The sequence below is a fragment of the Streptomyces pyxinicus genome (assembly GCF_024753135.1).
Taxonomy (GTDB): domain Bacteria; phylum Actinomycetota; class Actinomycetes; order Streptomycetales; family Streptomycetaceae; genus Streptomyces; species Streptomyces pyxinicus.
In genome coordinates this window covers 18118-44872 of sequence record NZ_JANUGP010000034.1, presented here as the reverse complement: position 1 = coordinate 44872, position 26755 = coordinate 18118, and the positions used below count along the sequence as shown (strand labels likewise).

21 protein-coding genes and 3 pseudogenes are annotated in these 26755 nt (G+C 68.1%); 6 read left to right on the top strand and 18 right to left on the bottom strand.

Features of this window, described 5'->3' with window-relative positions; all coding sequences use genetic code 11:
• Positions 1 to 819: 819 nt before the first annotated feature.
• The 5 genes from NX794_RS30995 to NX794_RS30975 all read right to left on the bottom strand — a co-directional run bounded on the left by NX794_RS30995 (position 820) and on the right by NX794_RS30975 (position 4116).
• Positions 820 to 981, bottom strand: coding sequence for a DUF5670 family protein (locus NX794_RS30995; protein WP_258782842.1), 162 nt, complete (start codon positions 979 to 981; stop codon positions 820 to 822).
• Positions 982 to 1861: 880 nt separating this feature from the next.
• Positions 1862 to 2368 (bottom strand): hypothetical protein, encoded by a 507-nt coding sequence (locus tag NX794_RS30990; RefSeq protein WP_258782841.1) that lies wholly within the window; start codon positions 2366 to 2368, stop codon positions 1862 to 1864.
• 251 nt (positions 2369 to 2619) lie between these two features.
• On the bottom strand, positions 2620 to 2862 hold the full coding sequence (locus NX794_RS36150) for a hypothetical protein (protein ID WP_487416684.1): 243 nt from the start codon (positions 2860 to 2862) through the stop codon (positions 2620 to 2622).
• Positions 2783 to 3514, bottom strand: a complete 732-nt coding sequence (locus tag NX794_RS30980) for a hypothetical protein (RefSeq protein ID WP_258782839.1) — start codon at positions 3512 to 3514, stop codon at positions 2783 to 2785. The genes NX794_RS36150 and NX794_RS30980 overlap by 80 nt, the downstream gene beginning before the upstream one ends.
• Complete coding sequence (locus NX794_RS30975) at positions 3511 to 4116, bottom strand: hypothetical protein (RefSeq protein ID WP_258782837.1); 606 nt, start codon at positions 4114 to 4116, stop codon at positions 3511 to 3513. Before NX794_RS30975 ends, NX794_RS30980 begins: the two co-directional genes overlap by 4 nt.
• A gap of 633 nt (positions 4117 to 4749) precedes the next feature.
• On the opposite strand from NX794_RS30975, the gene NX794_RS30970 reads away from it, so the two are divergent.
• A complete protein-coding gene (locus tag NX794_RS30970; protein ID WP_258782836.1) occupies positions 4750 to 4980 on the top strand; it encodes a hypothetical protein in 231 nt (76 codons plus the stop codon).
• Between the two features lie 352 nt (positions 4981 to 5332).
• Here the strand turns inward: NX794_RS30970 and NX794_RS30965 are convergent, their stop codons facing one another.
• The gene (locus NX794_RS30965; RefSeq protein ID WP_258782832.1) at positions 5333 to 5929 is read right to left on the bottom strand and encodes a hypothetical protein; all 597 of its coding nucleotides are present in this window, start codon (positions 5927 to 5929) and stop codon (positions 5333 to 5335) included.
• Between the two features lie 235 nt (positions 5930 to 6164).
• On the opposite strand from NX794_RS30965, the pseudogene NX794_RS35995 reads away from it, so the two are divergent.
• Positions 6165 to 7204, top strand: a pseudogene (locus NX794_RS35995) (DUF4158 domain-containing protein); the annotation flags it as partial.
• A 460-nt stretch (positions 7205 to 7664) separates the two neighbouring features.
• Here the strand turns inward: NX794_RS35995 and NX794_RS30945 are convergent.
• Positions 7665 to 8681, bottom strand: coding sequence for a helix-turn-helix transcriptional regulator (locus tag NX794_RS30945; RefSeq protein WP_258782828.1), 1017 nt, complete (start codon positions 8679 to 8681; stop codon positions 7665 to 7667).
• A 61-nt stretch (positions 8682 to 8742) separates the two neighbouring features.
• On the opposite strand from NX794_RS30945, the gene NX794_RS30940 reads away from it, so the two are divergent.
• Positions 8743 to 9195 (top strand): VOC family protein, encoded by a 453-nt coding sequence (locus tag NX794_RS30940; protein WP_258782826.1) that lies wholly within the window; start codon positions 8743 to 8745, stop codon positions 9193 to 9195.
• Here the strand turns inward: NX794_RS30940 and NX794_RS30935 are convergent.
• Together NX794_RS30935 and NX794_RS30930 are read right to left on the bottom strand one after the other, a co-directional pair.
• A complete protein-coding gene (locus NX794_RS30935) occupies positions 9131 to 9730 on the bottom strand; it encodes a hypothetical protein (protein ID WP_258782824.1) in 600 nt (199 codons plus the stop codon). The two genes, NX794_RS30940 and NX794_RS30935, sit on opposite strands and share 65 nt — an antisense overlap.
• 182 nt (positions 9731 to 9912) lie before the next feature.
• The gene (locus NX794_RS30930; RefSeq protein WP_258782861.1) at positions 9913 to 11355 is read right to left on the bottom strand and encodes an eCIS core domain-containing protein; all 1443 of its coding nucleotides are present in this window, start codon (positions 11353 to 11355) and stop codon (positions 9913 to 9915) included.
• Positions 11356 to 12146: 791 nt separating this feature from the next.
• On the opposite strand from NX794_RS30930, the pseudogene NX794_RS30925 reads away from it, so the two are divergent.
• The 3 genes and pseudogenes from NX794_RS30925 to NX794_RS30915 form a co-directional block, all read left to right on the top strand.
• Positions 12147 to 13025, top strand: a pseudogene (locus NX794_RS30925) (IS110 family RNA-guided transposase); the annotation flags it as partial.
• A gap of 16 nt (positions 13026 to 13041) precedes the next feature.
• A pseudogene (locus NX794_RS30920) lies at positions 13042 to 13403 on the top strand (TniB family NTP-binding protein); the annotation flags it as partial.
• Between the two features lie 7 nt (positions 13404 to 13410).
• Entirely contained in the window at positions 13411 to 14373 is a 963-nt protein-coding gene (locus NX794_RS30915) for a hypothetical protein (protein ID WP_258782823.1), read from the top strand.
• Here the strand turns inward: NX794_RS30915 and NX794_RS30910 are convergent.
• From NX794_RS30910 to NX794_RS30870, 9 genes are all read right to left on the bottom strand, one after another.
• Positions 14274 to 17051 (bottom strand): helix-turn-helix transcriptional regulator, encoded by a 2778-nt coding sequence (locus tag NX794_RS30910; RefSeq protein WP_258782822.1) that lies wholly within the window; start codon positions 17049 to 17051, stop codon positions 14274 to 14276. The genes NX794_RS30915 and NX794_RS30910 overlap by 100 nt on opposite strands.
• A gap of 772 nt (positions 17052 to 17823) precedes the next feature.
• Positions 17824 to 19164 carry a crotonyl-CoA carboxylase/reductase gene (gene ccrA, locus NX794_RS30905; RefSeq protein ID WP_258782860.1) on the bottom strand — a complete coding sequence of 447 codons (1341 nt, stop codon included), beginning with the start codon at positions 19162 to 19164 and terminating at the stop codon, positions 17824 to 17826.
• 846 nt (positions 19165 to 20010) lie between these two features.
• Positions 20011 to 20844 (bottom strand): SDR family oxidoreductase, encoded by an 834-nt coding sequence (locus NX794_RS30900; protein ID WP_258782821.1) that lies wholly within the window; start codon positions 20842 to 20844, stop codon positions 20011 to 20013.
• Between the two features lie 349 nt (positions 20845 to 21193).
• Positions 21194 to 22375 (bottom strand): LLM class flavin-dependent oxidoreductase, encoded by a 1182-nt coding sequence (locus NX794_RS30895; protein ID WP_258782820.1) that lies wholly within the window; start codon positions 22373 to 22375, stop codon positions 21194 to 21196.
• Between the two features lie 652 nt (positions 22376 to 23027).
• Positions 23028 to 24224, bottom strand: a complete 1197-nt coding sequence (locus NX794_RS30890; protein WP_258782819.1) for a cytochrome P450 — start codon at positions 24222 to 24224, stop codon at positions 23028 to 23030.
• 26 nt (positions 24225 to 24250) lie between these two features.
• Positions 24251 to 24442: a hypothetical protein gene (locus tag NX794_RS30885; RefSeq protein WP_258782814.1), complete on the bottom strand. Its 192-nt coding sequence runs from the start codon at positions 24440 to 24442 to the stop codon at positions 24251 to 24253.
• Complete coding sequence (locus tag NX794_RS30880) at positions 24426 to 25247, bottom strand: thioesterase II family protein (protein ID WP_258782813.1); 822 nt, start codon at positions 25245 to 25247, stop codon at positions 24426 to 24428. The genes NX794_RS30885 and NX794_RS30880 overlap by 17 nt, the downstream gene beginning before the upstream one ends.
• 60 nt (positions 25248 to 25307) lie before the next feature.
• Positions 25308 to 25781: a nuclear transport factor 2 family protein gene (locus NX794_RS30875; RefSeq protein WP_258782808.1), complete on the bottom strand. Its 474-nt coding sequence runs from the start codon at positions 25779 to 25781 to the stop codon at positions 25308 to 25310.
• Positions 25782 to 25873: 92 nt separating this feature from the next.
• The gene (locus NX794_RS30870; protein WP_258782806.1) at positions 25874 to 26716 is read right to left on the bottom strand and encodes a mycofactocin-coupled SDR family oxidoreductase; all 843 of its coding nucleotides are present in this window, start codon (positions 26714 to 26716) and stop codon (positions 25874 to 25876) included.
• Between the last annotated feature and the right edge of the window lie 39 nt (positions 26717 to 26755).

Genomic DNA, 26755 nt, shown 5'->3' with positions numbered 1-26755 from the left:
CCCGCACACGCTGTCACAGGATCCGCACAAAGTTTCGCGCCGTTCCCGCCAATTCCCCTCACATACGGGCTGGAATTCGCCCCTCCCCTTCACGGCGAGGAGTAGTCATAAATGGGCATCAAGCCCGCCATTTTCATCACATTTAGTGACGCTGATTGCGGTCTGGCTTCAATATGATAGCTGAAATAGGAGCGCTCTCAGCGAGTTGCCTGACCGGTTTTCCCGGTGACTTTTGGGCTCGGCGTTCGAGCACCGCCCAGCCGGACGGACGGGGGCAGGCGGGATAGTTCCTTGGCGTGTCTGTGCGGCTCACACAAGCGGAGCCCAGTCATCAGCCGCTACAGGGTGACACCTTTCCCGAAGAGCCCCCACGGAAGGCGGCTTCGTCGGGTCCCTGTCGGGCGCGTCAGCCGACTTCACCCGACCTTTGGCTCCTCGCTGACTGCCCTGCTCGGCTCGGTGTCCGTACGGATTGTGTCGGTGCCAGTCGATCTATGTCTGGTCATAGGGGCCGCGAGGACTTCGGTTCAGCATTTTCAGGCCGCCCAAGTACCGCCCGGACGGCAGTGTGGGACCGGGGCGGCTGACGTGTCTGGAGGTGCGCGGTTCCCGTGCGCTCACGGCAGCCGCCCCGGCATACGTAGCCCTTTACCCGCGTTCCGGGGATTTCACAGGAACCCTGCGAAAACTTCCGGCGCGGACCGCCGGCAGCACCCCGCTCCGCCGGCCGCGGCCTCCAGACACGACATGCGGCTGCGGGCCCCACCCCCAGAGGGGTGGGGCCCGCAGTGTGCTGCTGCCGATGGCCGGCAGGCGGCTTTACCAGCGATACCAGCGTGCGCTGCCGCCCTTGGGCCGGGCCACGAACCCGACGAGCCACAGGACGAGCACGATGACAGCGACCACCCAGAGGGCCTTGGCGGCGAAACCGGCACCGAAGAGGATCAGAGCGAGCAGAAGAACGAGAAGCAGGGGAACCATGATTATCAACCTCCGGGCCACCTTGTGCCCGGCATCTCCCCTGCCAATCCCACTTCGCTGATCACGGCAGGTCAGGCACCGTGCCAGCGCCTCGCTCCCACCGACATGCCTGAGGCGCCGGCCCGGCGGCGCTGTGCCTGTCGACAGGCCCGCAGAGTCGCCGAAGCGCGGCCGGGGCTTCGGGGCGAGCTCCACCTCGATGGCGATCGCGAAGCGGGGCATGGGCTCGACCACGACCAGGTCGGGCCAGTGCACAGCGCGGGCGCCGGTCGACACCCACAGGGTTTCGCCACGCCGGGCGTCGGTGGGTACCCCAGATACCCGCAGGTCTCCAGGAGCCGCGCCAGGCGGTCAGGCTTGGCTACGGCGGCGTGGAGCTCCCGGCTCCGAGAACACCACGTACCGGTGCGTCTCCAATCCGATTCCGGTGTCCGCGCAGGCCAAGCGGTGCAGCAGCCGTTCGCCCGGCGGCCGCAGTACGCCGCCAGCCCTCGCCCCGGGTCTCACCCGTACCACCTCTCGACGCCGGCCTTCCGCTCACTCCCGGTAAGATCCCCATCCCCCATGCCTCCACTGCTGGTCTCTGCCCGCACGAGTCCCCCTTCTCGGTACGCACCAAGACCGGCCGCCCGGCGCAGCGCCGGGAGGTATCGGCTTCGCCGCGGCTGGCACCCGTCGCTCCGGCCGGGTGCCAGCCGCCACGCGCACACCAGCGGACTTTTCATCAGGCCCCTTTGTCTGCAGGCACTGCGAGCGGGGCGTCCGGGCTCGTCTTCTTCCTCCCGGCTTCGAGCGGGCCGGTTCGCGATGGGTCAGCGGGGCCGGCCAGAACAACTGACCCAGCCCCGTTGCGCATGACCTGTCCTTCAGAAATTCAGGTTCAGGAGGTCTGCTCCTTTTCCACGAAGTAGGAATAGGCGAAACCGCCCTGATCCGAGCCTGACAGGTCGGCCTCGAAGCTGACGGGGCCCGGCGTGGGCAGGTCGATGCTCTGCTGGAAGACGGATCCGTCGCAGTCCGAGGCGCGGGCGGCCGGGGAGAGCCGCTTGCCGTCGGTGAAGAAGGTCAGCGACACCTTCGCCCGGCCGGTGCACACGAGAGCGAACGTCACACTCTTCACCCTGGCGGGCGCTGCGGGCATGGTGTCGCCGAACGCGGCCTGGAGGAGGCCTGAACCACTGCCGAGTGACTCATGGCCGGTGAACTCCTGGTCCAGGATCGTCCGGGCTTTCTCGGCGCCCGCCCTCGCAGAGGCGGACGCCCTGGCGGCGGGCGGCGTCGACGCCTGCGAGCCGGTGTGCCCGCCGGAGTGACAGCCGGCGGCGAGGAGCGCCGTGCCGGCCAGGAGGCACAGATACGCTCCCTGCCGAGGCCGGATGGGTGTCATGAGTTCTGCCGTCCGATCGACATGTCGCCCTTACGCGGGGCTTTGACGGTGATGGTCTTCTGCTTGACCTTGCAGGGTGCCACGACCCAGGTTTTGACCGCCGTGAGCTTCCATTGCCCTCACACGACCTGCATCAGCGGGCGCGGCCCGCAGCCGCTGTCCCGGCTCCGCCGCCGCGCTCCCCCTGCCCCGGCGGCGGCAGGCCCGCGGGTTTCCTCAGCAGGTGTGGGTTCCGTCGTCGAGGCAGCTGGTCATGCCGTCACGGCCATCTCGGTCCCGGCGTAGTGCTTGAGATGCATCCGTTCCTTGACGGCATCAGCGCCGTGGAAAGAACTCCAGTACGCATGAGCGGTCACGGTGGTGGCCAGTTCCACGCACTCCTGGCGTAGCCGAGCGACGGCTGTCTTCTGCTCCTCAGTCCAGCCCGGGCTGGACTCGCGGCCGCCGGTAGCCTCGCCTGTGCGGGGGTGCTCGGTGCTGGCCCACCCGTCCATGGGCTCCACCGACCAGCAGGTCCCGCAGGAGCGCGGACAGCTCCGCGGCGGCTTGGTGTAGGCGGGCCTGGGCGACGAGCAAATCGTCAGGAAAGTCGTTCTGGGCCATATCAGAAATGATATACGGGTTCGAATTTGGTTGGGTCCGCGGCAGGCCGAGGGCTTCTACAGGCTGCTGCGGAACTCTGATGGTGGGGTTGACCGGAGCGGCCACGGCGATCGCGCCGGTGCCTGCCAGGCGGGAGGAGGGCGCGCCCGGAGAAAGCGCGGCGCCTCCGGGCGGTACGGGCCGGCAAGTCGGCGCCCGGCGGCTGCCTTCCGTTGCCGGGCCGATGTCCAGGTCCTCATCGTTGAGTGAGGGGGAGACCGGGCGGCCGGCGGTGAGGTCCGTGTACCGGTCGCGGTCGGAGGCCGTCACCCAGAACCGGTGAGTTCGGGAGCCGTCCTTGAACTCGATCGGAACGAGTAGGCCAGCGGCAGTCTGCCGTAAAAGGTCGTCGAAGAAGACATCCCGGGGCTTGGGCGTGGCATGCATCTTGCCGCAGCGGCGCTGGGTGTCCGGGCATCGGTACAGCGTATGCAGGTCGCAGCGCCAGAAGTCGAGTACGCGGAACCCCGAGACGACACGCAGGTCACCCGACTTTGCGATCACGTGGGCGGGCAGACGGTTGCTGCGTGTCCAGTGAGTGTCACTTCGGCGGGCATAGACCTCGCGGTCGGTGTGCCAGGCGGGAGTGATCCCGTGCTTCGCCGCCCGGTTCGCTCGCGCCCGTGGCTCCGCGGCCCGTGCGCCCCTGCGGTGGCCAGCTGGATCTCCCAGCCGATCAGCAGCCCGTCTTCTCCCCGTACGAGCGTGTCGGTCTGGATCCACGAGCGCGGTCCGATGCTCGTCCGCACCTCGCTGTCGGCCGGGAAGCCGGCCCCTTCGGCGGTCGTCAGGATCCGCTCCTGGTATGCCTTGTGTTCGTCGGACATGGCCGCGCGGTGACGTGCCTCGTCCTCGACCCGCTCGTGTACCGCCTCGCGCCGTCCGTTCGCCTTTACCCGCAGGTACATCCAGGCGACGACACCCGCCTTCCGGCACACTCCCCCGCACTGCAGCCCCCGCTCGGATACGGGCACGTTCCTCGCCGCGTACAACCGGTCCATCCGGTACAAGTTGTCCCAGAGTCCGACCAGCGCCTCGTGCCCTAGATCTTCGCGGGTGAGGTCGAGCTCGATACCCAGAGTCGTGTGCCAAACGACGTTCGCCAACGTGGACCACCTTCACCGTTGAAAGGACTCCTCCTTCGACGGTAGAGGTGACCACTGACAGTCAGCCGGGGATGACCGCGCCGTGGGTGGCCTCCGCCGGGGTGTCGATGTCGTGGGCGAGGTACTTGCCGTGGCTAGGTGGGGTGGAGCTGACGTACCGGTCGTTGACCTCTTTGAGAGCGGCCCACACCGGCCCGCTGGCCGGGCGCGGGCGGGGTCCTTGGCCAGGAGCCGGCCGGTGAGCCGCTCCAGCTCCGCGGGGCGTCCGGGTAAAGGATGCGCAGCGGTGCCGGGGCTTCGGTGTGGTGCTGGTTGACCAGGCGCCGACCGCGGCCTGCGCCGGTACGGTGCCAGTTTTAACCCGCTCGAATGACTTGGGGAGGTGGGGTGGACACACAGCAAGACCGCCCCCCACTGGTGAAGTCGGCCCGGGCCGACTTCACCAGTGGGGGCCAGAAGGCTCGTGGAGGCCGGCAAACCCAGGAAGCGGGCGAACTCAGCGGCGATCATGGCGCCCTGCGATCGCCTGATCCGGCCGCTCCCCTGCCGTACGCTGGCTGATCAGCCCGCTGACACGGCCTCAAGCGCCATGGCGGGAGCGATGATCAGATCACCGGACGGCAGGGGGCTCCCGTGGAAGCACGAATGTGGAACGGACTGGTCGGCGTCGCGAAGGAGACGTACACCGCCTCGCTGGGTGAGGGAGTCGTGCCGCGCCCACTGATGACGCCGCTGGTGCGCGGCGAGCTGGCCGGGCTGATCTGGGTCCGCCCGCTCAAGGCCGGCCAGGACGCGCTCGCCGGGATTGCGGCACTCGCGAACATCGCCGCGGCAGCTGGCGCGGACGAGGTGGTCCTCGCCTGAGAGACGCACGACGTCGCCACCGCCTGCGAACTCCCGATCGTCGGCCCGGCACCGTGCCTGAACATGGTGCTCGCCACCCGGGACGGACACGTCCTGCACCAGTTCCCCTACAGCGAGCAGCTCCTGTCCCGCAGCCCGGAGGGCTGGGCGTCGGTCGCCCCCGACTGACGGCCGGCCCCCGCGCCGCAGTCCGGCGGCGAACTGGTCCCGCCGATCCAGACCGCGGTGAACTTCTCCTTCACCTCCATCGAGCTGGACCACCCCAAACTGTCCCGCCAGGAGGGATGGGGCATCGCCGTCGCATTGGCGACTTCGTGCGACAGCCCCGGCCGAGCGCGGAGCCACCCACGGCTCAGACGATGGTGAAGCTGACCGGCCCGGAGGTGGTGGTGAGGCCTTCAGAGGTCAGGCACGCGGTCAGGTCGGTCGAGGCGATGACCTTGGTTTCCACCAGCGTGTGGCCGACGTAGTCGCCGGAGGTGATGTCCCCCGTGAGCACCAGGACGCTGTTGCCGTCGGGGCGCACGGAGACGGCGCCGGTGTAGGTGAAGCGTGAGGGGTGGGTCCCAGTGTTGGCCCAGGTGGCGGTGCCGGTACCGGTCGAGCTGCCGCCAACGCAGGTCAGGGGGCCGTCACCGTCTACCACGAAACTGCCGCCGGTGTGCCGCAGGTCGGTCGAGACGCAGACTCCGAGGTTGCCGGCACTGTGCAGGTGTACGCCCGAGGGAGGAGCGGTGAGATGCAGCCCGGGACTGTATGTGGCGGTCTCCGCTCCGAGCGGGCAGGTGACCAGACCAGTCGCGCTGGAGGTGGCGTTCGCGGTTGTGTCCACGGGCATGGCCAGGGCCGTGGACGGCGCGGCGACCACGCTGAAGAGACCACCTAGGCCGAGTGCGGCGGCTGAGGCTGCCGCCGCCGTCCACCGTATCGAGGAAGCTCTGGCAGACATGAGAGATACTCCTTTCTTCGTTTTATCCGACTCCGATCGTCCAAGTGCCGCGCACCTCATGTCCATCACTCACACGAGTGAGAAACGCGCATACCGCATGTTGGCGGCGGTCGGAACATCGGTACAGCGGCTGGCGCCGAGATTGATCTTGGTCGGCCAGCACACCGGTCGCGGGCTCCGCTGGGCTTCGCGGAAAGATCGCCGGGTCAGACCCGGGGCCGGCTACGGTCCGCTCGTGCCGGTGGAGTTTCCGACTGATGAGCAGGCCGAGGCGTACGGGAAGTTCGCCGAGGAGCCGACGCGGACCGGGAGGCGGCGCAGGCCAAGCGGCGGTCGCATAACCGGCTCGGATTCGCGGTCCAGCTGACGAGCGTGCGGTTCCTGGGCCGGGTCATGGCGGATCCGCGGCAGGTGCCGGCGGAGATGGCGGAGTACCTGGCCGGGCAGTTGGGCATCGAGGACGCCTCGTACCTGATGTTTGTACGGCGAGCGGGACGGTACGGCCTATACGCACGCCGGGTAGATTCAGGAGGCCGGGGGGCTGGCGGAACTTCGCGGAGGTCCGCGAGGAAATGCGGGGTGGCTGGACGCGCGGGCGTGGACGACTGGGGAGGAGCCGAAGGCGTTGTTCGACGCGGCGGCGGTGTGGCTGTGCGAGGGCCGGGTGCTGCTGCCGGGTGTGAGCCGTCTGGCCCGGCTGGTGGGGCCGGTACGGAAGGCTGCGAACCAGCGGCTGTGGGACACCCTGTATGGGATGCTCGGCGTCGGGCAGCGGGCGGTGCTGGACTCCCTGCTGACGGTACCGCCGGGTGAGTGTCTCGGAGCTGGACCGGCTGCGCAGGGGCCCGGTGCGGGTGTTGGGCCCGCAGATGAAGCGGGTGCTGGAACGGGCGGAGGGGACCGCCGCGCTCGGGATGGGAGCCGTGGACGCGTCGGGGATACCGCCGCGCAGGTTGGCGGAGCTGTCGCGGTACGGGGTGGACGGGAAGGCGTCGCTGCTGCGCCGGCACTCCGGCGCCCGTCGGCTGGCTACGCTGCTGGCCATCACGGTCTACTTGACCTCGCGAGCGGTGGAAGACGCGCTGGAGGTGCTGATCGCGACGAAGCTGCTGGCGAAGGCGGAGCGCGAGAGCGCGAAGGAGAAGCTGAAGACCCTGGCCGCGGGTGAAGCGGGTGTCGGCGAAGCTGGCGACCGCCTTCCAGGTCGTGTTCGACACGACCTCGGAGCAGGTCGGCACCGAGGCCGAAGTCGCCCGCGCGGTGAAGGTGCGCGCCCGGCACTCGCACTGCGACACCTAGCAGGCTGCCGATGATGCAGCAGAACAAGCCCGTTGGCGCACCGCCCACCACCTGCTCCAGACCCGCCTGGCCACCGTGCGCGCCACGGCCGGTGCACCCGCGGCAGCTGCGCCGCAGCGTCCGGTCCAGGCTCGGTGGGCCGACCGGCTCCCTGACGTTGCCCGCCGGCCGCTGAGCACCGAGCAGCCGAAGGAGAACGCATGACGAATCATGGCCCGGCAGGCGAACGCGGTTCCAGTCGCAGCGGGTTGGAGGTGCCGTCACGGCTGGCCGGTGATGCGGGTTGGTAGGCACATGTCCTTGAGGCGCCCAAGGCCACCGACTGCGTGAGCCGTTGGGCGTCGACCGCTGGCACCATCTGGGGCAGGCCGCCCACCATCAGGTCGTCCTGGCCGCGGGCGGCATCGAGTCGTTCCTCACCGTCGGTGACTTCGCGTTACTGGGCGGACCGTTCAGCCAGTCGGCGCCCGAGTGCGAGAACCACCGTTTTGAGGACTTCCGGCTGTTGGATGATGAAGGGCCGGTCCAGCATGGCGAGTGTGCCGGCGACCCACTCGAGGCGTTCAGCCCGCAGAAACACCTGCAGCCAGTCATGACCGTCCGCAGCGTCGGGAGGAGACGCCGGCGCAACTGACCCGAGTGTTTCCGGAATCCAGCGCCGCACATAGGCCGGATCAGCGCGGATGAGCACGGAGACGTCGTATCGCGAAGGTGCCGCCGACAGTGGTCCCAGCACCTGGGCGACTGGGTCGATGTTCGCGGGCGCTTCAAAGGTGCCTGGCAGAAGCCGCAGATCGGCCATCCTGTCCAGGCGGTAGGTACGCTGCGCCTGGCGGTCGGCGTCGAAGCCGGTGAGGTAGAGCAGGTTTCGGTACGCCACGATGCCGTGCGGCTGTACGTGCCGCGTAGCCGCATGCCCCTGACGCGTCCGGTACGTGAACGCAACCGGGCGCTGGTCCCGTGCTGCCTCAGCCAGACCGAGCAGCGTCTGAGCGCCTTCGTCAGCAGCAGGACGAGCTTCGGCGTCGTCGTGGTCTTCCGCGCCCGGGCGTCGCTCACCGGTGAAGTCCACTGCCCCGAGTACCGCGTCGATGCGGCGGGCAAGCACGGCAGGGAGTACTCGGCGCACCTTCGCCGTGGCCGTCTCCATCACCAGTGGGGTTACCGGACCACTGTGCGCATGTTGGTTGACCAGCAACGCCCACACCACGGCAAGGCCTTCCTCGTCTTTCAGCATCAGCGGCGGCATGTGGTAGTGACGGGCCAGACGGTAGCCGCCGTACCGGCCGCGGACCCCGTCCACTGGAATGTCCATTTCGCGTAGCTGCTCGACATAGCGACGCACGGTGCGCTGATCGACTCCGAGGCGCTCGGCGAGGTCGACAACAGTGCGGGTTCCTCCCGTCTGCAACAACTCCAGCAAGGCGAGAACGCGTGCGGTTGGTCGGGTCATACCTACGATGATGCGGCATTTCCGGGCGGAATATGACCTGTATTCATTCTAAGGTGACCACATGACCTCAGCCGCAGTGCAGCTCGCCTCCGTCCGTCTCATCACCGATGACATTCCGCGGCTCGTCCGCTTCTACAAGGCCCTCACCGGTGCGACCCCGCAGTACCTCACCGAGGATTTCGTCGAACTGGTGACCCCTTCAGCCACCGTCGCTGTCAGCGGCTCCGCCCGCGTCGCTTTCATCACCACCAATACGCCCCGTGGGGGTGCAAACAACAGTGCGATCGTCGAGTTCCTCGTCGACGACACCAACGCCGTATACGAGAGGCTTGCGACCGATTTTGGCGACGATCTTGATGTCGTTCAGCCTCCGACCGTGATGCCGTGGGGTAATCTGTCGGCTCTCGTCCGCGACCCCGACGGGTCCCTTGTCAACCTCTACACACCAGTCACCCCCGAGGCATGGCAGCTTCAGCGCAACCGGACACCGAGGCCACCGCACGCAGGCCTGTAAAACGAGCGGTGTAGCCGAAGCCGGCGACGGTACCGGCGGCACGGCGGACCTGATACAGGCGGGTCGGGCGAGTGCGGCCTGCTGATCGGGTCGGGGTCTGCGGGTTTCCGGGCGCGCCACCCGTGAGTTCGGTTTCGAGCCCCTCTTCGGAGAGCTCGAAGCCACGGCCTTCCGCCATCTCGTGCAGCCGCTCGATCACGGCACGGCAGCGCCGCGGGCGGTGCCCGCCGTTGAACGGCTGCCAGGTGTATGGGCTCCAGTCGCCGAAGTGGACGGCGTACTCCTCCATCGCGCACTGTTCCCAGCGCTGCGCCTTGATCCACTCGGCGGCGGCCCGGTGACGCTCGTCCTTGAGCGAGGGGAGCATGAGCGGGATCAACTGGCAGTGGTAGCGGTCGAGCTCACGCGCGAGCCTGGTCTCGCCACAGGCCTGGTTGTAGATCACGATGCGGCGGGTCCCGTTGCTGCGCCCTGCCGGCAAGGGCCGGATCGCATGGGCGGTCAACGAGGTCTCCGGCGCGGGCTGGACGGCCAACGAGATCCTGGCGGCCCTGGACCTGCGCCAGGAACCTCTCGTGGCGTACGGCGCGCGTCCGGGCTCCTCGCGGCCCGGCCGCGAGGCATGGCGACCAGGCCCGGCTGGACCAGCCGCCAGCAGCGCGCCGTGCAGGTCGACCGAGGTTCTCGATGTTGGTGAAGCGGACCTCTCGCGGTACGTCAGTCAGGCTCGGAATCCGATTCCGATCCGACTTCCGGAACCTCAACGCCCCGCTTCGTCACCGTTACATACGTGTTCTCAACCACGCTGTTGATCTTCTGGAACATGGACTGTGCGCGGGCTTCCTCGTTTCCCAGGTCGTTGTGATCGTACTCGGGGAAGCCGATGTTGGAGACGTCGTCGGAGCGGAAGATCCCTGGGTGGACACCCTGGTCTCCCTCGGGGTAGAGGACCGCGACGCACGAGGGGCAGGGACGCTTGGTTCCGCCGAGATGGTCCGGAACGACGCCGCCGTTGCGTGCGGCGATCCGGCGCTCGGCGTGCAGGCCGGCCTCGCCATCTGTCGCCACCGTGATCCCGGCAGCCAGCGCGCCCCGGAGCGCCGGGAGATTCAAGGGCGAGTCGAGCTGCGGCTTCACCTTCCTGTGCTGCCGGTCTCCGCGTTCGTGTATCTCCTGCTGGTTCCTGGGCTCGCCGGGAAGACCATTCTGGCGGGTGTCCTCGATCATGGTGCCCAGTACCTGGGCGGCACCGGTATGCCGGAACATGTTTTGTAGGTGGTTGTTCGAGCTGGTGTCGTTGGCCGCGACGAGCAGCTGACCGCGCGTGCCGATGCCAGCCTGCACCTCCACGGGGTTGAAGCCCTGGTTACGAAGGTATGCCTTGATGGCCGTCGACACGCGACGAAGCTCCTTCACCTGTGGTGTTTCCGCGAAGGCCCTGGGTCTGGACCGCTTCTTGGGCCGCTTGGACGCCGTAAAGTGGGCAATGATGCCGTCGGGGCCTTGGGTGCCGCTCACGTCCCACCGGCCGGAACGCACGAACTCCCCATACAGGAGAGTGACGAACCGCGCCCGGCCGCTGTCGAAGAGGTCCTGCTCTGTGAAACCCCCGTCATCGAACTCGTCCGACGAACTCCGGGGCGCCCGCTGGATGAACGTACGCTGCACCGGCATACCCGGCCCGTGTGCCGAAGCCGGGCCGGGCCCATCGCCTCGAACCGTGCTGGTGCCACCGGAGCTGATGCGGGCGGCGTTGGTCTCCGCCTCCCGCTCTTCCGGGTCGCGGGGACGGGTCATGTTGAACCCGCCGCCCGTCGGGCGTCCGGCGGAACGGCGTTGCTGGTTACGTACTACATGCGCGAGCTCGTGGTTCAGTGTTTTGAAGTCGCCACCCTCCTTACCGATCACGATGTCCTGGTCCACCGTGAAAGCCCGAGCTTGCACGGCGGTGGCCGCTTCCTGTGCGGCAGTTCCGGTGTGCAGGCGGACACCGGAAAGATCAGCGCCGAACTGTCCCTCCATACGTGCCCGCGTCCCTGGTGCCAGAGGTCGACCGGGGGTGCGCAGTCCCGCCTCGACAGCTGAGAGCTGGACGGACTCCCCGTGTCCGCACTCCCCGTCGTGGCGGTGCTCATCTTCGGCCTGGCCGCGGGACAGCATTCTCCACACGACCTGGTTGCCGACACTCGCCTGCAGGGCCATCAGGCCACCCCGAGGAAGCGGGCGGGGCGACCTACCCTTGTCCACCTTGCCGACCGCAGCAGCAGACCTCTTCTCATCGCTTGAGCGCAAGGAAACCCCTCTCCTCAGGGCGGCGGATCTTCAGGGCGGCGGAACAAACACTGACACCGCGTGGTGTGACCGGAATGAATCACTGTCGGTATTCTCCTGCCGCCATCCAGCATCCCGCCCAGCGATGGGGATTTCCAGACAAAATCGATGGCCAGATGAGCCGAGGCAGCGCAATGCGTCCGTGTTCCTGGTCCGCCGCGCACGAGGCGGCAACCTTAACGAAGCCGCTCAGTTCCTCGGCATCAGCGGCCAGTCGGCGCCTCAGCTCAGCGACATTCCCGCCGACCTCACCCAGCAGCGCCCACCTCGTCCGACACCGCATACCCCAGGCGGACCCCGGGTCCGCCTGCCCGGTCGTCTTGGCCTGCTCCAGCCAGCGCCACACCATACGCTCCGAAACACCTACTCGTCCCAGCGACCGCACGCACATGCCTCGTCGACACCCCCCGCCCGCTGACGCTCCAGCAGACGACGCACCACCAAACCCCGGGGCAGCACAGGCCCGCAGCTGGCCTTTACCTCTTGGCCCACCCCACGATCACACCGGCCGCGCCAAACTCACCGCATGAGGACTCTCGAACCTGAGGCAGCATCAGCTGCCAAGCGACAAAGCTCCACGACAGCGAACCCACCCACCAATCTCTCATCTCATGACAGCGGCCGCGGTGATCGCGGACGCCGCACGGACCATGCCGCACACCCTGCGCTCGCTGGAACTGACCGACGAGATCACCGCCGAGCTGACCGTGCTGGTGGGCTTCGACCAGGACCTGGCGGCCGAGGCCACCCGCACCTCCAACCGGATACGCGGCCTGCTCACCCAGTTCCACCCCAGCCTGGAACGCGTCCTCGGCCCGCGCCTGGACCACCCCGCCGTGACCTGGCTGCTGGAACGCCACGGATCCCCAGCCGCCCCGCGCAAAGCCGGACGCCGCAAGCTGGTTGAGGTGATCCGCCCCAAGGCCCCGCGCATAGCCCAGAGGCTGATCGACGAGGTCTTCGATGCGCTCGCCGAGCAGACCGTCGTGGTCCCGGGCACCGGCACCCTCGACCTCGTGATCCCGTCCCTGGCCCGCTCGCTCGCCGCGGTCCACGAACAGCGACGAGCCCTGGAAGCACAGATCGGACAGCTGCTGGAGGCTCACCCTCTTTCCGCGGTCCTGACCTCGATTCCGGGAGTCGCGGTCAGGACCGCCGCCACCTTGCTGGTCACCGTCGGCGACGGCACCGGCTTCCCCACCGCCGCCCACCTGGCCTCCTACGCCGGCCTCGCCCCGACTACCAAGTCGTCGGGAACATCGATCCACGGCGAACACGCACCACGAGGCGGCAACCGGCAACTGAAACACGCGATGTTCCTGTCGGCGTTCGCCGCGCTGCACGATCCCGTCTCCCGCACCTACTACGACCGCTGCCGGGCCCGCGGGAAGACCCACACCCAGGCACTTCTCCGCCTGGCCCGACAACGGATCAACGTGCTCTTCGCGATGCTCCGCGACGGCACCTTCTACGAACCCCCAGCCCCACACCCCGCTTGACCAAAGACATAGAGGCACCCCCCTGTTCAGCGGCATACGCGGCGCCCAAATCGCCGGCCGCGCCAGCCTCATCACCTGCGGCCCCCTCCCCGCCCGCCACGGAAACACCCGTCCCTTCACCGACCTCATCACCGATATGGAAGCCGCCCTCGACCTGACCCAGCACACACCCGGCGCACTTCCCCGCCACGCCTCCTACCTCCAACAGCGCACCGCCGGCCGTATCGGAAGCCTCACCCGCCTCATCCGCCAAGCCGCCATCACCGCCATCTGTGACGGCACCGAACGCATCACCAATCACTCGAAGCCATCCAGCTCGACCACCTCGCCGAAGAAGCAAGCCGCCCCCGAACCCGCCAACCCGCCAGAACGGCATGATCCGGACGTGAAAAAGAGCGCTGATACGCCCGACGACGAAGACTTCACCGTCCTCTACGACCGGGCCTGGGACACCCTGATCCCCGCCCGCGCCAACTACCTGGCCGGTGTCTCGCCGCACTACGATGAGGTCTTCCACGACGTCGTACAGCGAACCGAACGCGCAGGCAGCCTCGGCAAGACGGACATCGCAGCCCTCGTCGTCTGGAAACGGCTCTCCGCACAGACCCGTTGGGGGTCGGCGCTCATGTCCCTGCCCGAGGCACAGATCCGCTCCGTCGCCGAACGGGCCGTCACCGCTGTCCGCGACACCGTCACGCGCAGTGAAGCCGCCCGCACCGGACGCAGCATCATCTGGGAACTGCCCGGCTTCCGCACCGGTGACGCCCTCGCCTCAGCCGTCCTGACCGCAGCAGCACCCCAGCGGATGGCCGTCTACGACCAACGCGTCCAGCACACTCTGGACACCCTCGGCCTCACCCTCACCCCCACACCGGGACGCTACGGCCGCTACCTCCAACTCCTCGACGACCTCCTCCAACACGGCGCAGCACACACCGGCGACTGGACCGCGCGCGACATCGACACCGCCCTGTACTGGACCGGAAGCCCCCCCGGTACCAAACCCCTGACCAGCACAAACCCGCACCGGTCCTTTAGATGCCAGACACCATCACCAGCGCCACACCACCGTTATCAACGAACCCTCAACAGTCTCAGATCAGAAGCCTCGGCACCACCACCGGAGCATCCCAGAGACACCCATCCACTTTTCAGCAAAACTCCAACACCCCAGCTCACACTCCACTCACTGCACCAACTACGAACCCCGGAATCACATGAGGGTTTGCTGGTCGAGTTCGCGATCAGTCAGGCGGAGGCGTCCTGGAGAGCGGGGTGGGGGGAAGGAGGCTGGAGTCCGAGGCGGGACTGCAGTTGCACTCGTGAACTGACCCCCAGTTTGCGGTAGATCCGGGTCAGGTGCTGCTCCACCGTGCTGGTCGTGAGGTAGAGCTTGCCGGCGATCTCCCGGTTGGTCAGGCCCCTTGCCGCGGCCTTGGCGACCCTCCGCTCCGCATCGCTGAGCGCGAGCATGTCGACTTCCGTCTCCTCCAGCACGTCCGGCGCGCCGACCCGCCGAGCGGGCTGTTCCGCGAAACACGCCTGCCTGATGCTGTTGGTCTTGCGTGCCACCGACCGCGCCCGGCCGGCATCCCCGAGTTGGGTGTACGCATCGTGCAGCGCGGCGAGCGCACTCGCCAACTCGAACTTGTCCCCGCTCCGGTGCAGCACGTCCACAGCCTCGCGCAGCATCGGTGGCCGCAGGTGCAGTTCGCGGGTCGCCGCCAGCAGCCGCATGGTGCGCCCGCGCACCCGCAGGTGGCTGTCCGTGCCGATCCGGCGCAGCTGCTCGCGAGCGTAGCGCGCGGCTGTCTCGTGGTTCCCGAGTTGCAGGTGAGCGGCGGCCATCTCCGTGCGCCACGACAGTGTCTCGGTTTCGGCCATCCCCCACTGGTCGAGCAGGTCGGCGACGGCCTGGAAGTCGTCGAGGGCGACCTGGGCGAGACCGCGCTCGACGTAGTGACGGCCGCGCGCCAGCAGGTAGGACAGCCCGAACGGCGTCTCGAACATCACGTCCGGCACTCGCAGGGCCAGCGTGCGGGCCGCTTCGTCGTGTTTGCCCTGCAGCGTCTGCGCCGTCAGCAGGGTACTCAGCGGTTCAGCGGCCAGTACGCCCCAGTCGGCGACCGGGATGAGTTCGAGCGCGGCGCTCGCCCGGGAGGCCGCAACGCCGAGCGAGCCCCGGCGCAGGGCGATGTCCGCCGCTATCGCGCAGAACAACGCACGCCAGGTGGGTGCCTGAAGATCGAGGCAGGCCTGCATCAGCTCCCGGCACCGCTGCTCGGCCTCCTCCAACCGCTCGGCATACACCATCGTGCGCAACGCGAGAATGAGCGGCAACAGGTTGATCTCGGTCAGCGGCTGCTGCCACAGCGCCTCGTCGGCCTGGCCCAGCCGCTCCGCCGTCGCCCCCTGATGGTGGGAGCTCTGGAAGTGTTCGAGCAACCGATAACCGATGGCGCCCGGAGGCGTGATCGGCGTGCCGTTCGTCCTGCTCTCGCAGGCCACGCGCCGGAAGATGCCGGGATACACGTCGGCCAGCCACATCCGTACCATCTCGAACTCCCACGAGGGCGGGGAGCCCGGCGGCACGTCGGCCGCCAGCCGGGAGAGCACGGAGCAGGCATCCTCCACCCGGCCCTGGAGCAGCAGCATGATCACGGGCAGCGTCGTGTGCCGGCCCCGGAGCCGGCCGCTCAGCATCGCCTCGGTCAGCTCGGGCAGATGCCCGACCGAGGCTCGCAGGTCGTCCCGCCACCCCGCCCGCAGCAACAGGGCAAGGATCTCCACCCGACGCCGGCCGTCGGTATCCACCTGGTACGCCAGCCGCAGCAGCTCCGTGGCCCGCCGCGCGTGGCCCTCCTTCAGCGCCTGCTTCGCCCCTTCCACCAGGTTCAGCACGGCCGACGGGTCGTCGAGACGGCCGGAGGCGACGAAGTGCTCCGCGATCGTCAAGGAGTCCGCACCGCACGCCTTGAGCAGATCCGCGGCACGCCGGCTCAGCTCGGACCGGTCCGCGGCCGAGAAGGTGTTGAGCACGACGCCGGCCATGACCGGGTGCCGCATCCGGCCGGCCTCCACCAGACCCGTGCGGGTCAGTACCTGCATGGCGACAGCGACCCGGTCCGACGGGACGCCGACCAGCCGGTCGAGGTACGCGAACCGCGACGGCTCACCGATGACCGAGATCGCACCGGCGACCCGCGACGTCACCGGATCGCACCGGCCCAGGACGAGCTGGACCGCCCGCTCGAACTCGGGGCCGGTGTTCAGCTCGGCCGGCGGGCCGTCGCCGCAGGCGGCGGCCCAGCTGTCTTCCAGTAACGCGTGCAGCAGGAGCAGATTGCCCCCGGTGAGCTGGTGGGCCTGCGCGGCCAGCTCCGCCGAACCGGACTCGAGGAGTCTCCCGGCCATGAGCTGCGCGACGCCGCTGGACGACAGGGGAGCCAGCAGCAACCGCCGCAAGTAGGCCTGCTGGTAGAGCTCGGAGCACAGGAGGCGGGAGTTGTCCGCAGACATCTCGATGTCGTCGTCGCGCCAGCCGAACACAATCAGAATGCGGGCGAGCCCGGCACGGCGGAGCAGATAGATCAGCCAGTCCTGGGAGAACGTGTCGAGATACTGCGTGTCGTCAATGGCGATCACCACCGTGCTCTGCCCGGCCAACTCCAGAACCGCCGTCGCCAACCCGTCCAGCACCCGGGACCGGCTCACCCCGTCGCACGCCGCATCGGCGAGCAGCTGGTGGTCGAGCAGACCACGCACGGTCGCCGCCCAGTCGCGGTCGAACACCTCACCAGCAAGCAACTGACGCACGATACCCAGCGACAGCGAGCTCTCGGTCGGCGCCCCACTCGCCCGCAGCAGCCGCGCCCCCGCCTCGCGAGCCCGGCCGCCGAACTCCTCGAGCAACGCCGTCTTACCGGTTCCGACAACCCCCTGGAGCACGACAACCCGCACGCCCCCAGCGGCGGACTCCGCAAAAGCTGCAGCCAACTCAGCGAGCTCAGACTCTCGCTCGATCATGCACGATCCCCTGTCTCTCATGGAGCTGTTCCTACGTCGCGCGCACCGACATGCCACGCGGAACAAGGGTTTAGGAATACGGAAATCGATGGGTTGAGACCGGACATCAATGCCACAAAATTAATGCGACCACTCCTGCGGGCCGACATTGGCCACCACCATGGCCACACTCATATCTACCCCAGCCGATCACGCCGTTGAACCTATGGGCAGAATAAGGAACCACCCTGGTTTCAACCTCAGTTGGTGCTGCGAGCTGGGGGTTCGCGGTCGCTCGGTAGTGGTTTCCGGTCGGCGCGACAGGCAAATGTGCCCTATCTCACCGCGTAGGCCACGGTGGTCGCGGGAGTCGGCTCCATCCGGCGGTGGCGACCTCTTCGTGCGAACTCGGCACCGGAGCCGAGGGGTATACCGAGAGCAAAACTGCCGCCACCCGGAGTCACAAGAGGTTCCTTGCGCAATGAGGCCATACCTTCTAAGACCAAGTCCGGGCCCGCGGGGTTGACAGAGCCAGGGTTTCTTTTTCTTGAATACTGCGTACAGAGAAAGTCGAAACGTCCATGACAAGCGTTCCGCCTCATCTACGAACGGCGCCGTGAAGGCCGCGAGAGAGTGCCTTTCACCGCGACGTCGGCCGCGTCGAGGTGCCCGGCGACGGGGGGGGGCGGTGCTGATGCCGTGCGCTACCCGCACAGCGCAGATCGGCTCGACACCGCCGGGGCGGTCCCGCATCCCGGCGGTGAACACTACGAGCGCGGGCGTGCGTCCGGCGTCACCGGCCGGAATCCCGGTGCACCTGGCGGAACGCGTTGATGCTGCCGAGGTGCCGGGCACGCTTCTCCCTGTCCCGCACGCCGAGGCCTTCTTCCGGCGCGAGGCACAGCACGCCGACCTTGCCGTGGTGCACGTTGCGGTGCACGTCGAGCGTGGCCCGGCCGGTGTCCTCCAGCGCGTAGGACTTCGACAGCGTCGGGTGGATGAGCCCCTTGTCGATCAACCGGTTGGCTTCCCACGACTCCCGGTAGTTCGCGAAGTGCGATCCGACGATTCGCTTGAGGTTCATCCACAGGTACCGGTTGTCGAACTGGTGCGTGAACCCCGAGGTGGACGCGCAGGTCACGATCGTGCCGCCTTTGCGGGCCGCGTAGACCGAAGCGCCGAACGTCTCCCGGCCCGGGTGCTCGAACACGATGTCCGCGTCGTCGCCGCCGGTCAGCTCCCTGATTCGGGCGCCGAACCGCTGCCACTCCTTCGGGTCCTGGGTGTGCTCGTCCCGCCAGAACCGGTACCCCTCGGCGCTGCGGTCGATGACCAGCTCCGCACCGAGGCGGTGGCAGATCTCCGCCTTCTCCGGACTGGACACGACGCACACCGGGATGCCGCCGCCGTTGAGCACGTACTGCGTGGCGTACGAGCCGAGCCCGCCGGAGGCGCCCCAGACCAGGACCACGTCGCCCTGCTTCATGTTCGCACCGTTGCGCGACACCAGCTGCCGGTACGCGGTCGAGTTGACCAGCCCGGGGCTCGCCGCCTCCTCCCACGTCAGGTGTGCGGGTTTGGGCATCAGCTGGTTCGCCTTCACCAGGGAGATCTCGGCGAGGCCACCGAAGTTGGTCTCGAAGCCCCAGATCCGCTGCTCGGGGTCGAGCATCGTGTCGTCGTGGCCCTCGGGGCCTTCCAGTTCGACGCTGAGGCAGTGCGCCACGACTTCGTCGCCGGGCTTCCAGCGGTGCACCCCGGGCCCGGTGCGCAGCACGACTCCCGAGGCGTCCGAGCCGACCACGTGGTGGGGCAGGTCGTGTCGCTTCGACAGCGGGGACAGCTTCCCGTAGCGCCGGAGGAACTTGAAGGTCGGCAGGGGTTCGAAGATCGAGGTCCAGACCGTGTTGTAGTTGATCGCGCTCGCCATCACCGCGATCAGCGCCTCACCGGGCCCGAGCTCCGGTGTCGGGACCTCCTCCACATGCAGCGACTTGCGCGGGTCCTTGTCCGCGGTGGCGATGCCCTCGAACATCTCGGTCTCCTCGGCGTGTACGGTCACGCCGCGGTAGCTCTCCGGCACCCGCAGTCCGGCCAGCGCGCCCGGGTCCCCGGTCACGACGGCCTGCTGGATCTCCTTGAGCTCTGCGTTCGGCACGGCTTTCCTTCCTTCGCTGATCCGGTTCACGACAGGAGGCCCGCGTCGGCCTCGTCGTCCTCGCCGGCGACACGCTCGTCCGGGTGCCACCAGTCGTTCCCGTTCTCCGGCGGCCGTCCGGCCGCAGAGGTTGTCATCGGGCCTGCTGAGCCACTCCCGCAGCGCTTCGGCCCACCAAGCCGTGTCGACGACCCAGTCGAGCGCCGGCTGGTCCGCCAGGTGCACCTGTCCCGCGCGGACGCGCGCCAGCTCTTCGGCCCAGCCGGCGACTGCGGGGCCGAAAGCGCCCTCCGGGTCGGCGATCCCGAGCGCCTCGCCGACGACCGGCCAACCGATCCCCTCGGCCCGTGCGGCCACGACGGCCCTCCCCACATAGCGGGAGACCAACTCGGTCAGTGCTCGCGCGGCGCGCAGCGCGGCGAGATCGGTTTCGTCCGGCCAGTGGTGTTCCGGCACGACGTGTGCCGCGCGCAGCGAGCAACCGCCCACGCTGCCAGCGCGGCGGCGACTTTCGCATGCAGTGCAACGGGAAGTCCGTCGACTCCGGCGTCCGCGCGTGCGTCGGCCACGGCTTTCACCGGTCCCCGGGGCCGGATCATGCCGACCGGCGGCCGTTCCGTCACCGCGACCACATCTCGCGCGCTGATAACCAAGGTGTGCACACACTCTCCGTTGCCACTGCTCACGGGCCGGCGGGCCCGACTTCCGGATCACGGACTCGACCGCGTCCACCCCGCCGGCCTGGGCGACACGGCCGGGGGACGTTCGTGCCGCGGGGCCGGGCAGAGCCTGGGCCCGCGGCGCGATGCGAAACGGTCGGACTCAGTCGCGGTGCGCGGTGTCCAGCGCCTTGCCGCGCCACGGGGCGATGTGCTCGGCAACCAGCGCGTTCTTGGCCTCGAGACGCTCGTAGGCGTCGCTGCCCACGAGCAGGTGCGAGGGGAGCGTCTCGCCGTCGGTCACCTCGACGATCAGCGCCGCGCCCTTGACCGGGTCTCCGGGCTGGGCGTGGTTGGCCGCGCCGACCCCGTCGCGCACGAGGTGGGCGGGAGTACCGTCGTAGGCTGCCAGCCGCACCTCGGAGACCGACAGGGAGCTGGGGTCGAAGAGGTCGGTGCGGAACGCCCCGGGCTCGACGACCATGCTCTGGATTCCCAACGGGCCCAGCTCCGCGGCGAGGGCTTCGCTGATGCCGGCGACCGCGAACTTCGAAGCGCTGTACAGGCTCACCCCGGGCTCGCCCTCGAACCCCGCCCGGGAGCCGATGTGCACGATCTTGCCCTTGCCGGCAGCACGCATCGTCGGCAGGACCGCTCGCGTCACGTTGATCAGGCCGAAGACGTTGACGTCGAACAGCGACCTGGCCTCGGCGTCGGTGACCTCCTCCAGCGCGCCCACCAGTACGCGGCCCGCGTTGTTGACCAGCACGTCGATCGTGGCGAACCGATCGACGACCTGCGCGACGGCACGGTCGATCTGGGCCTGGTCGGTGACGTCGAGGGTGACCGGATGGCATCGCTCGGCGGCGCGCAGGTCGTCGGGCAACGCGTCGAGTCGCCGGGCGCCGACGGCGACGTCGTGTCCCGCTTTCAGGGCATGCCGGGCTGTCTCGGCGCCCAGCCCCCGGGCGGCTCCGGTGATGAACCATGTCGCCATGACGGAAACGTCTCCTTCTGCAGGCATCGGTGCTCTATGCCGGACCGCGGTCCACGGCCCGGCGTAGTTCCTTCTTGCTCTGGCGGTGTCACTCGAAGTGGGCGGTGGGTGCCCGGCCGAGGTCGGTGTCCCATAAGGGACCCGGGGAGTGTTCGGCCCGGGTTCCGTCCGATCCGACGGTGTAGCGGCTCACCGCGCCGGCCGGCGACCCGGTGCGGGGTCTCGCTCCGGGGCGCCGGCGGCGCCGCGGCCCGCAGGACCGTGTGGTGACGCGCCGGTTCCGGCCCCGGACCACGAGATCCTCCGGCCGTGTTCGTCGACCGCGGCCAGGCGGGTCACGACGGCACGGTCAGGACCCTCCGGCCACCTCGTCGGCGTACTTGCGGTTCATGTGCTCGAGCGCCGCGCCGGCTGCGACGGTCGCTTCCTCGCGCCGCGCCAGGATCCGGGCCCGGGCGTCGTGGGAGGCCTGGGCATGGCTCGTTCCCGCGCCCTGGAAGTGCGGGGCGACCTGACGGGCGACGAGTTCCCACGAGCGCCACTTCGCCGTCGGGGCGGCCCAGTCGTGCGCCAGCAGCAGTACGGTGCCGAACCCCCCGGACTGGTCGACCATGCGCTGGATCTGGCGGCGGACGTCGTCGGCCGTGCCGATCGCGCCCAGGCCCGATTCATTGACGAACTCGATCAGCTCTCGCGTACTGCCGTCGGGCAGCGCGAGCCCGGGCGTGGCAGCGTTGTCATTCAGGTGCCTCAGCCAGTCCCGCAGCCCGAACTCGACGTCTTGGTAAGCCTGTTCCCGGGTCTCGGCGACGTGCACGTTCGTGACCAGCCGCCAGGTCCTGCGGTCGGGCGCCGGCCGTCCCGCGTGGGCGGCGCGCTCGGTGGCGATCCCCCAGTGGTACGCCAGCGCGTCGAACCCGTCCTGGCTCATGGTCGCCCCGAGCGAGATCAGGCTCACACCGCGACTGCCGGCCAGGCGCGCGCCGGTCGGCGACGCCGTCGCGGCCACCGCGATCTCGAAGCACGGTTCGGTGTACGGGCGCAGTTGCAGCGTCGCGTCGACCAGCGTGTGGGTCCCGACCGTCGTGGTGACCGACTCACCGGCCAGCAGCCGCTGGATGACGTCCAGATGGGTCTCGAGGAGCTCACGGCTCTCGGTGGGGGTCATGCCGATCATGGCGACGTCGGAAGGCAGGGAGCCGGGACCGACCCCGAGCATCACCCGGCCCTGCGTGAGGTGGTCGAGCATCACCATCCGGTCGGCCACCCATAGCGGATGGTGGTACGGGATCGAGGTCATGCCGGTCCCGAGGCGGATCCGGGTGGTGCGCTCCGCTGCCGCCGCGATGAAGATCTCGGGCGAGGCGATGAGGTCCCTACCGGTCGAGTGGTGCTCCCCGATCCAGGCCTCGTCGAAGCCCAGCCGGTCGAGGTGCGCCATGAAGTCCAGGTCGTGGCGGAGCCACCACGTCGGGCTCTCCCCCAGCGGGTGGATCGGGGGCAGGAATGCGCCGAAGCGCAGAGTAGTCACAAGTTCTCCACCAGGTCGGCGTCCACATCAGTCACTCGCGGCCGCGGCGCTTCCACACGACGGGCGGTGCGTGCGCCAGCGCAGAGCCGACGCGGACGGGTGTGCTCGGTCGGGTCGGTCGGCACCTGGCGCGCGTCCTCGTAGCGCGTGGCCGGCCGACCGGTCTTGTCGTAAGCGAGCCGGAACCGGGTGACCGGCCGGTCCCGTCGCAGCTCGTCCGGCTCCGGCGGGGGATGGATGAGTGAGGGCGCGGGCGGAGAAGGGGTCAAGACAGGCGCTTGGTCGGCGTGAGCCATGCATCAACCTCCGGGAAGCTGCGTGCGCCCCACGATAGGTTCTGCGACTCGTCGAACCATCCCCTAGTTTTCCCGGTGGCCCCTCCCCTAGTTGTCACCCGCCATGTCTGGGGTCTCCGGGTCACCCTCCCCGTGCCCGACCCGGCGGCGGGACTCGACATGCAGAGGCGGGCAGGCCCGCCGTCCGGTGAGCAGCTCGCCGGTGTCACCGCGCGCCCGCCGGTGGCGACGTCCGCAGCCGCGTTCCGCGGTTGGCAGCGCGGCCTCGCTCGACGAGCGGAGGCCGCACCTCATCACCACGGGTGCGGGTGTCACAACGGGTCTGCCCCGGCAACGAGTCCACGTGCCCGGTTCAGTCATGCCGCGCTGATCTGGATCCCCCGAAGGCCCCGCAGTGTGAAGTCGGGGCCGAAGTCGACATCGCCCGCGATCTCGAAGTCCGGCAGCTTGTCCAGCAGGCGATTCAACCAGATGCGCATCTCCATCCGGGCCATGTGGATGCCAAGGCAGATGTGGGGACCGAAACCGAAGCCCAGATGCGCTTTACGGGTACGGGAGATGTCGAAGGAGTCCGGGTTGTCCCAGCGAGCGGGATCGCGGTTCGCGCAGCCCAGAAGAGACACGACTGCGGAACCTTCGGGGATCGTGAATCCCCCGACCTTCGACTCGTCGCTGCAGGAGAAGCGCAGGACCGACTGCGTGAGAGTCGACCAGCGGTGGACCTCTTCGAGTGCGGCCGGAACAAGCGACCTGTCGGCGACCAGCGCGCGGCGTTGATCAGGATGGCGTCCCAGCGCGTACAGCATCATCGCCATCACCTGCGCCGTGCTCTCGTTCGCCGCGACCGTCAGCATCGTCCCGTTCGCCAGTATCTCCCGGTCGGGCATGGACGGCGCGAAATCGTCGAACACCATCTGGGCCATGAGCGATCCGTCGCTCACCCCCCGCGCCCGGTGTTTCTCGATGAGGCCGGCGATGTACGAGTTCAGAGCGACCGAGGCCGCAGCGCCGTCCGCGACGATCTCCTGCCCCCTCGGGGTCGGGTCCAGCCGTGCGCCGAGCACCGCCGCCGTTGCGTCACTCCACTTGATGAAGTCCTCGTACACGTCCTCTTCGGCGCCCAGCAGTTGGGCAGTGACAACAGTGGGAATGATCCGCGTCATCTCCGCGAGGGCGTCGAGAGGTTCGCCGGAGCGAAGGCGTTCAACGAATTGATCCACATATACGTCCACCACTCGCTGTATCCGCGCCGCCCAGTCGACTTCGACAGTCCTGCGCTCGAAGTCCGGCTCCCAGATTCCGCGGACCGTCTGGTGCCGTGCGCCGTCGGTGCCGAGAAAGGTCGGTCCGCCGAACGCTTTCTCCATCTCGGGGAGCACGTTCGCGGAGTTGAAATGGCGGATGTCACCGAGTACTCGCGCGCAGTTGCGATGCGACGTCACCATGTACTGGTCGTGGTGGGAGTTGTAGACAACCGGTCCCAGGGTCCGCCACGCGGCCATGGTCTCATAGGGGTCCTGCACGAAGTCGGAATCAAGCATGTTCACGTCCACGGTGGGACATTCCGCCGCTGCAGATTTCATTGCACATCCTCTCCCTGGCCGGGATCTGTGTCACCGGGCGTCATCGAGGCCAACACGTGTTCAGCGGGAACGTTGTAGCGGTGGGCGTCCCACGTGTGCAGCTGGGACAAGCGGATGAGCTCGTCCTTGTCTGCCGCCTCGATGAGACCTCCGCACATCGGGCAGCTCACTTCAAGGCCGACGTCCATGACCGGCTCCCCCTTCCGGTCGCAGCGGTCGAGTGCGTTCGGAACCGAGGCCGAGGAGCACACGCCTCACGCAGTCGGCTATCTCGGCGACGTGCTCATGTATGAAGAAGTGACCTCCGGTCAGGACCTTCAGTTCGAAGGATCCCGCTGCATGCCCTCGCCAGGCACGCGCTTCCTCGAGCGACACGCTCGGATCGCGATCGCCGGTCATCGCCATGATCGGCACGTTCAACCTGGTCTCGGTCGTTGGCGCGCGATATGTCTCGACGGCCCGGTAATCGGCGCGGACAACGGGGAGGATCATGCGCCTCATCTCGTCGTCGTCGAGGAGAGCCGGGTCGGTTCCTCCCAGCGATCGAAGGTCGGCGATGATGCTTTCGTCGTCGGCCGCGTGGAAATCCTCAGCGCGATGACACGACGGGGCGCGACGTCCGGACGCGAGCAGCGCGAGCGGCGTTCGGCGATTGTCCCGCTGAAGGCGACGCGCCACCTCGAAGGCCACCACCGATCCCATGCTGTGACCGAAGAACGCGAGCGGTTCCTTTCCCCACGGGATCAACTCCTCGCAGATCTCGTCGGCGAGCCGGCCGATGTCCTCGATCAAGGGCTCGTGACGCCGGTCCTGCCGCCCTGGATACTGGACCCCGAGCACCGATACATCCGGTTCGAGTGAGTTTGCCAGCGAACGGAAGTATCCTGCGGAACCACCCGCGAACGGGAAGCAGACGAGGTGTACTTGACCGCGCCGAGCCGAGCTGCGCAGGGGCCTGATCCATGATCCGTCACTCCCGGTTGATGCGTGCACGTTCCTTCTTCCTCAGGCCCTGCAACCGGAATGCCGCTGATCGTCCCGTAGCCGTCCAGCCTACTGATCGAACGGGTTCTGCCCTGCGGGGAATTCGAAGGTACCGATCTCCGGCCTGGTCAACGGGATCACCTTGCGACTGGAGAACTTCCAGACCCCCGCCTCGCGCACGTACTCGTCCTGGTAGTACGCGGTGGCCCGGGAGAACCCACCGGCCCGTACATCGCCCTGGGCGAAGACATGGCAGTTGCCGGACGCCCGGTCGCCGCGAATCTCGTTGACGACGTGGTTGACCGTCATGTGGCAGAGATTCTCCATCTGTCCGTAGATGTCGGCCTCGAAGTGGTGCCGGATCTCGTCCTTCCCCGTGAACTTGCCCAGCCCGAAGCCTTCTTCGTCGAAGACCGGGCTGTCGTCGCTGAACAGCTCCATCAGAGAATCGAACTGGCGAGTGTCGAGTCGAAAGGCGTACTTAGCCGTCAACTCAATGATGTCGAGTCGATCGACCGTCAGAGAGAGTGCGCTTTCCGTCATCGTGAGTAGCCCTCCGGTAGCTTGTTTCGCGTGCGCCTGAGACGCTGACACTTCTTTGGTGGACCGATGAGCGATCTGCCGCGAGCCGGCACCTATCGCATCTTGTTGGGGAGCATCATTCCGGCGTCCACCGGAAGCGTGATTCCGGTGATGTGACGCGCCTCTTCCGACGCCAGGTAGACCACGGCGTCGCTGACCCCTTGCGAGTCCAGCCAGCCGGTGGGCAACGCGCTCATTTCTTTCATCACTTCGTTCGCATCCTCCGGTGTCGGATCGGAGACTTCGGGCAGGTAGATCTTTCGCATCTGAGCGTTGTTGACCATCGGCGTGTCGACGTTTCCAGGGTTCACCGAGTTCACCCGGATGTTGTGTGGTGCCAGCTCGACCGCCAAGGCACGCATCAGCCCGACCACGCCGTGCTTGGACGCGGTGTAGTGCGCCATGGTCGGCACGCCGATCAAGCCCGCTGTCGAGCTGATGAAGATCAGCGATCCGCCTTCATTCCGTTCGATCATGTGAGGGATCACCGCCTTGACGGTCCTCCACGATCCCGTCAGGTTGACGTCGATGATCTCTTGCCAGGCCTCGTCGGTAAGTTCCCACGAGAACCCGAAGCTGGACATTCCGGCATTCGCGCACACGACGTCGATGTGCCCGAACTCGGCTATCGCCTCGTCGACGACATCCTGCAGCTCGTCGGAGTTGCGCGTATCTGCCCGGCGCGCAAGGATCCGCCGCCCCAGCTGCTCGACCAGCTGCGTCGTCGAGGAGAGGTCCTGACCGTCCGCGCCCGGATACGGCGCGGTTTCGAGGTCTGCGCACAGGTCGACGGCTACGATGTCCGCCCCCTGCTGGGCGAGGCGCACCGCATGCGAACGTCCCATTCCACGCGCAGCGCCAGTGACCAGTGCGACTTTCCCGGCGACCCGACCCATTTCTCAACCTCCACGTCAGAGAACAAAGGCGTCTGATTC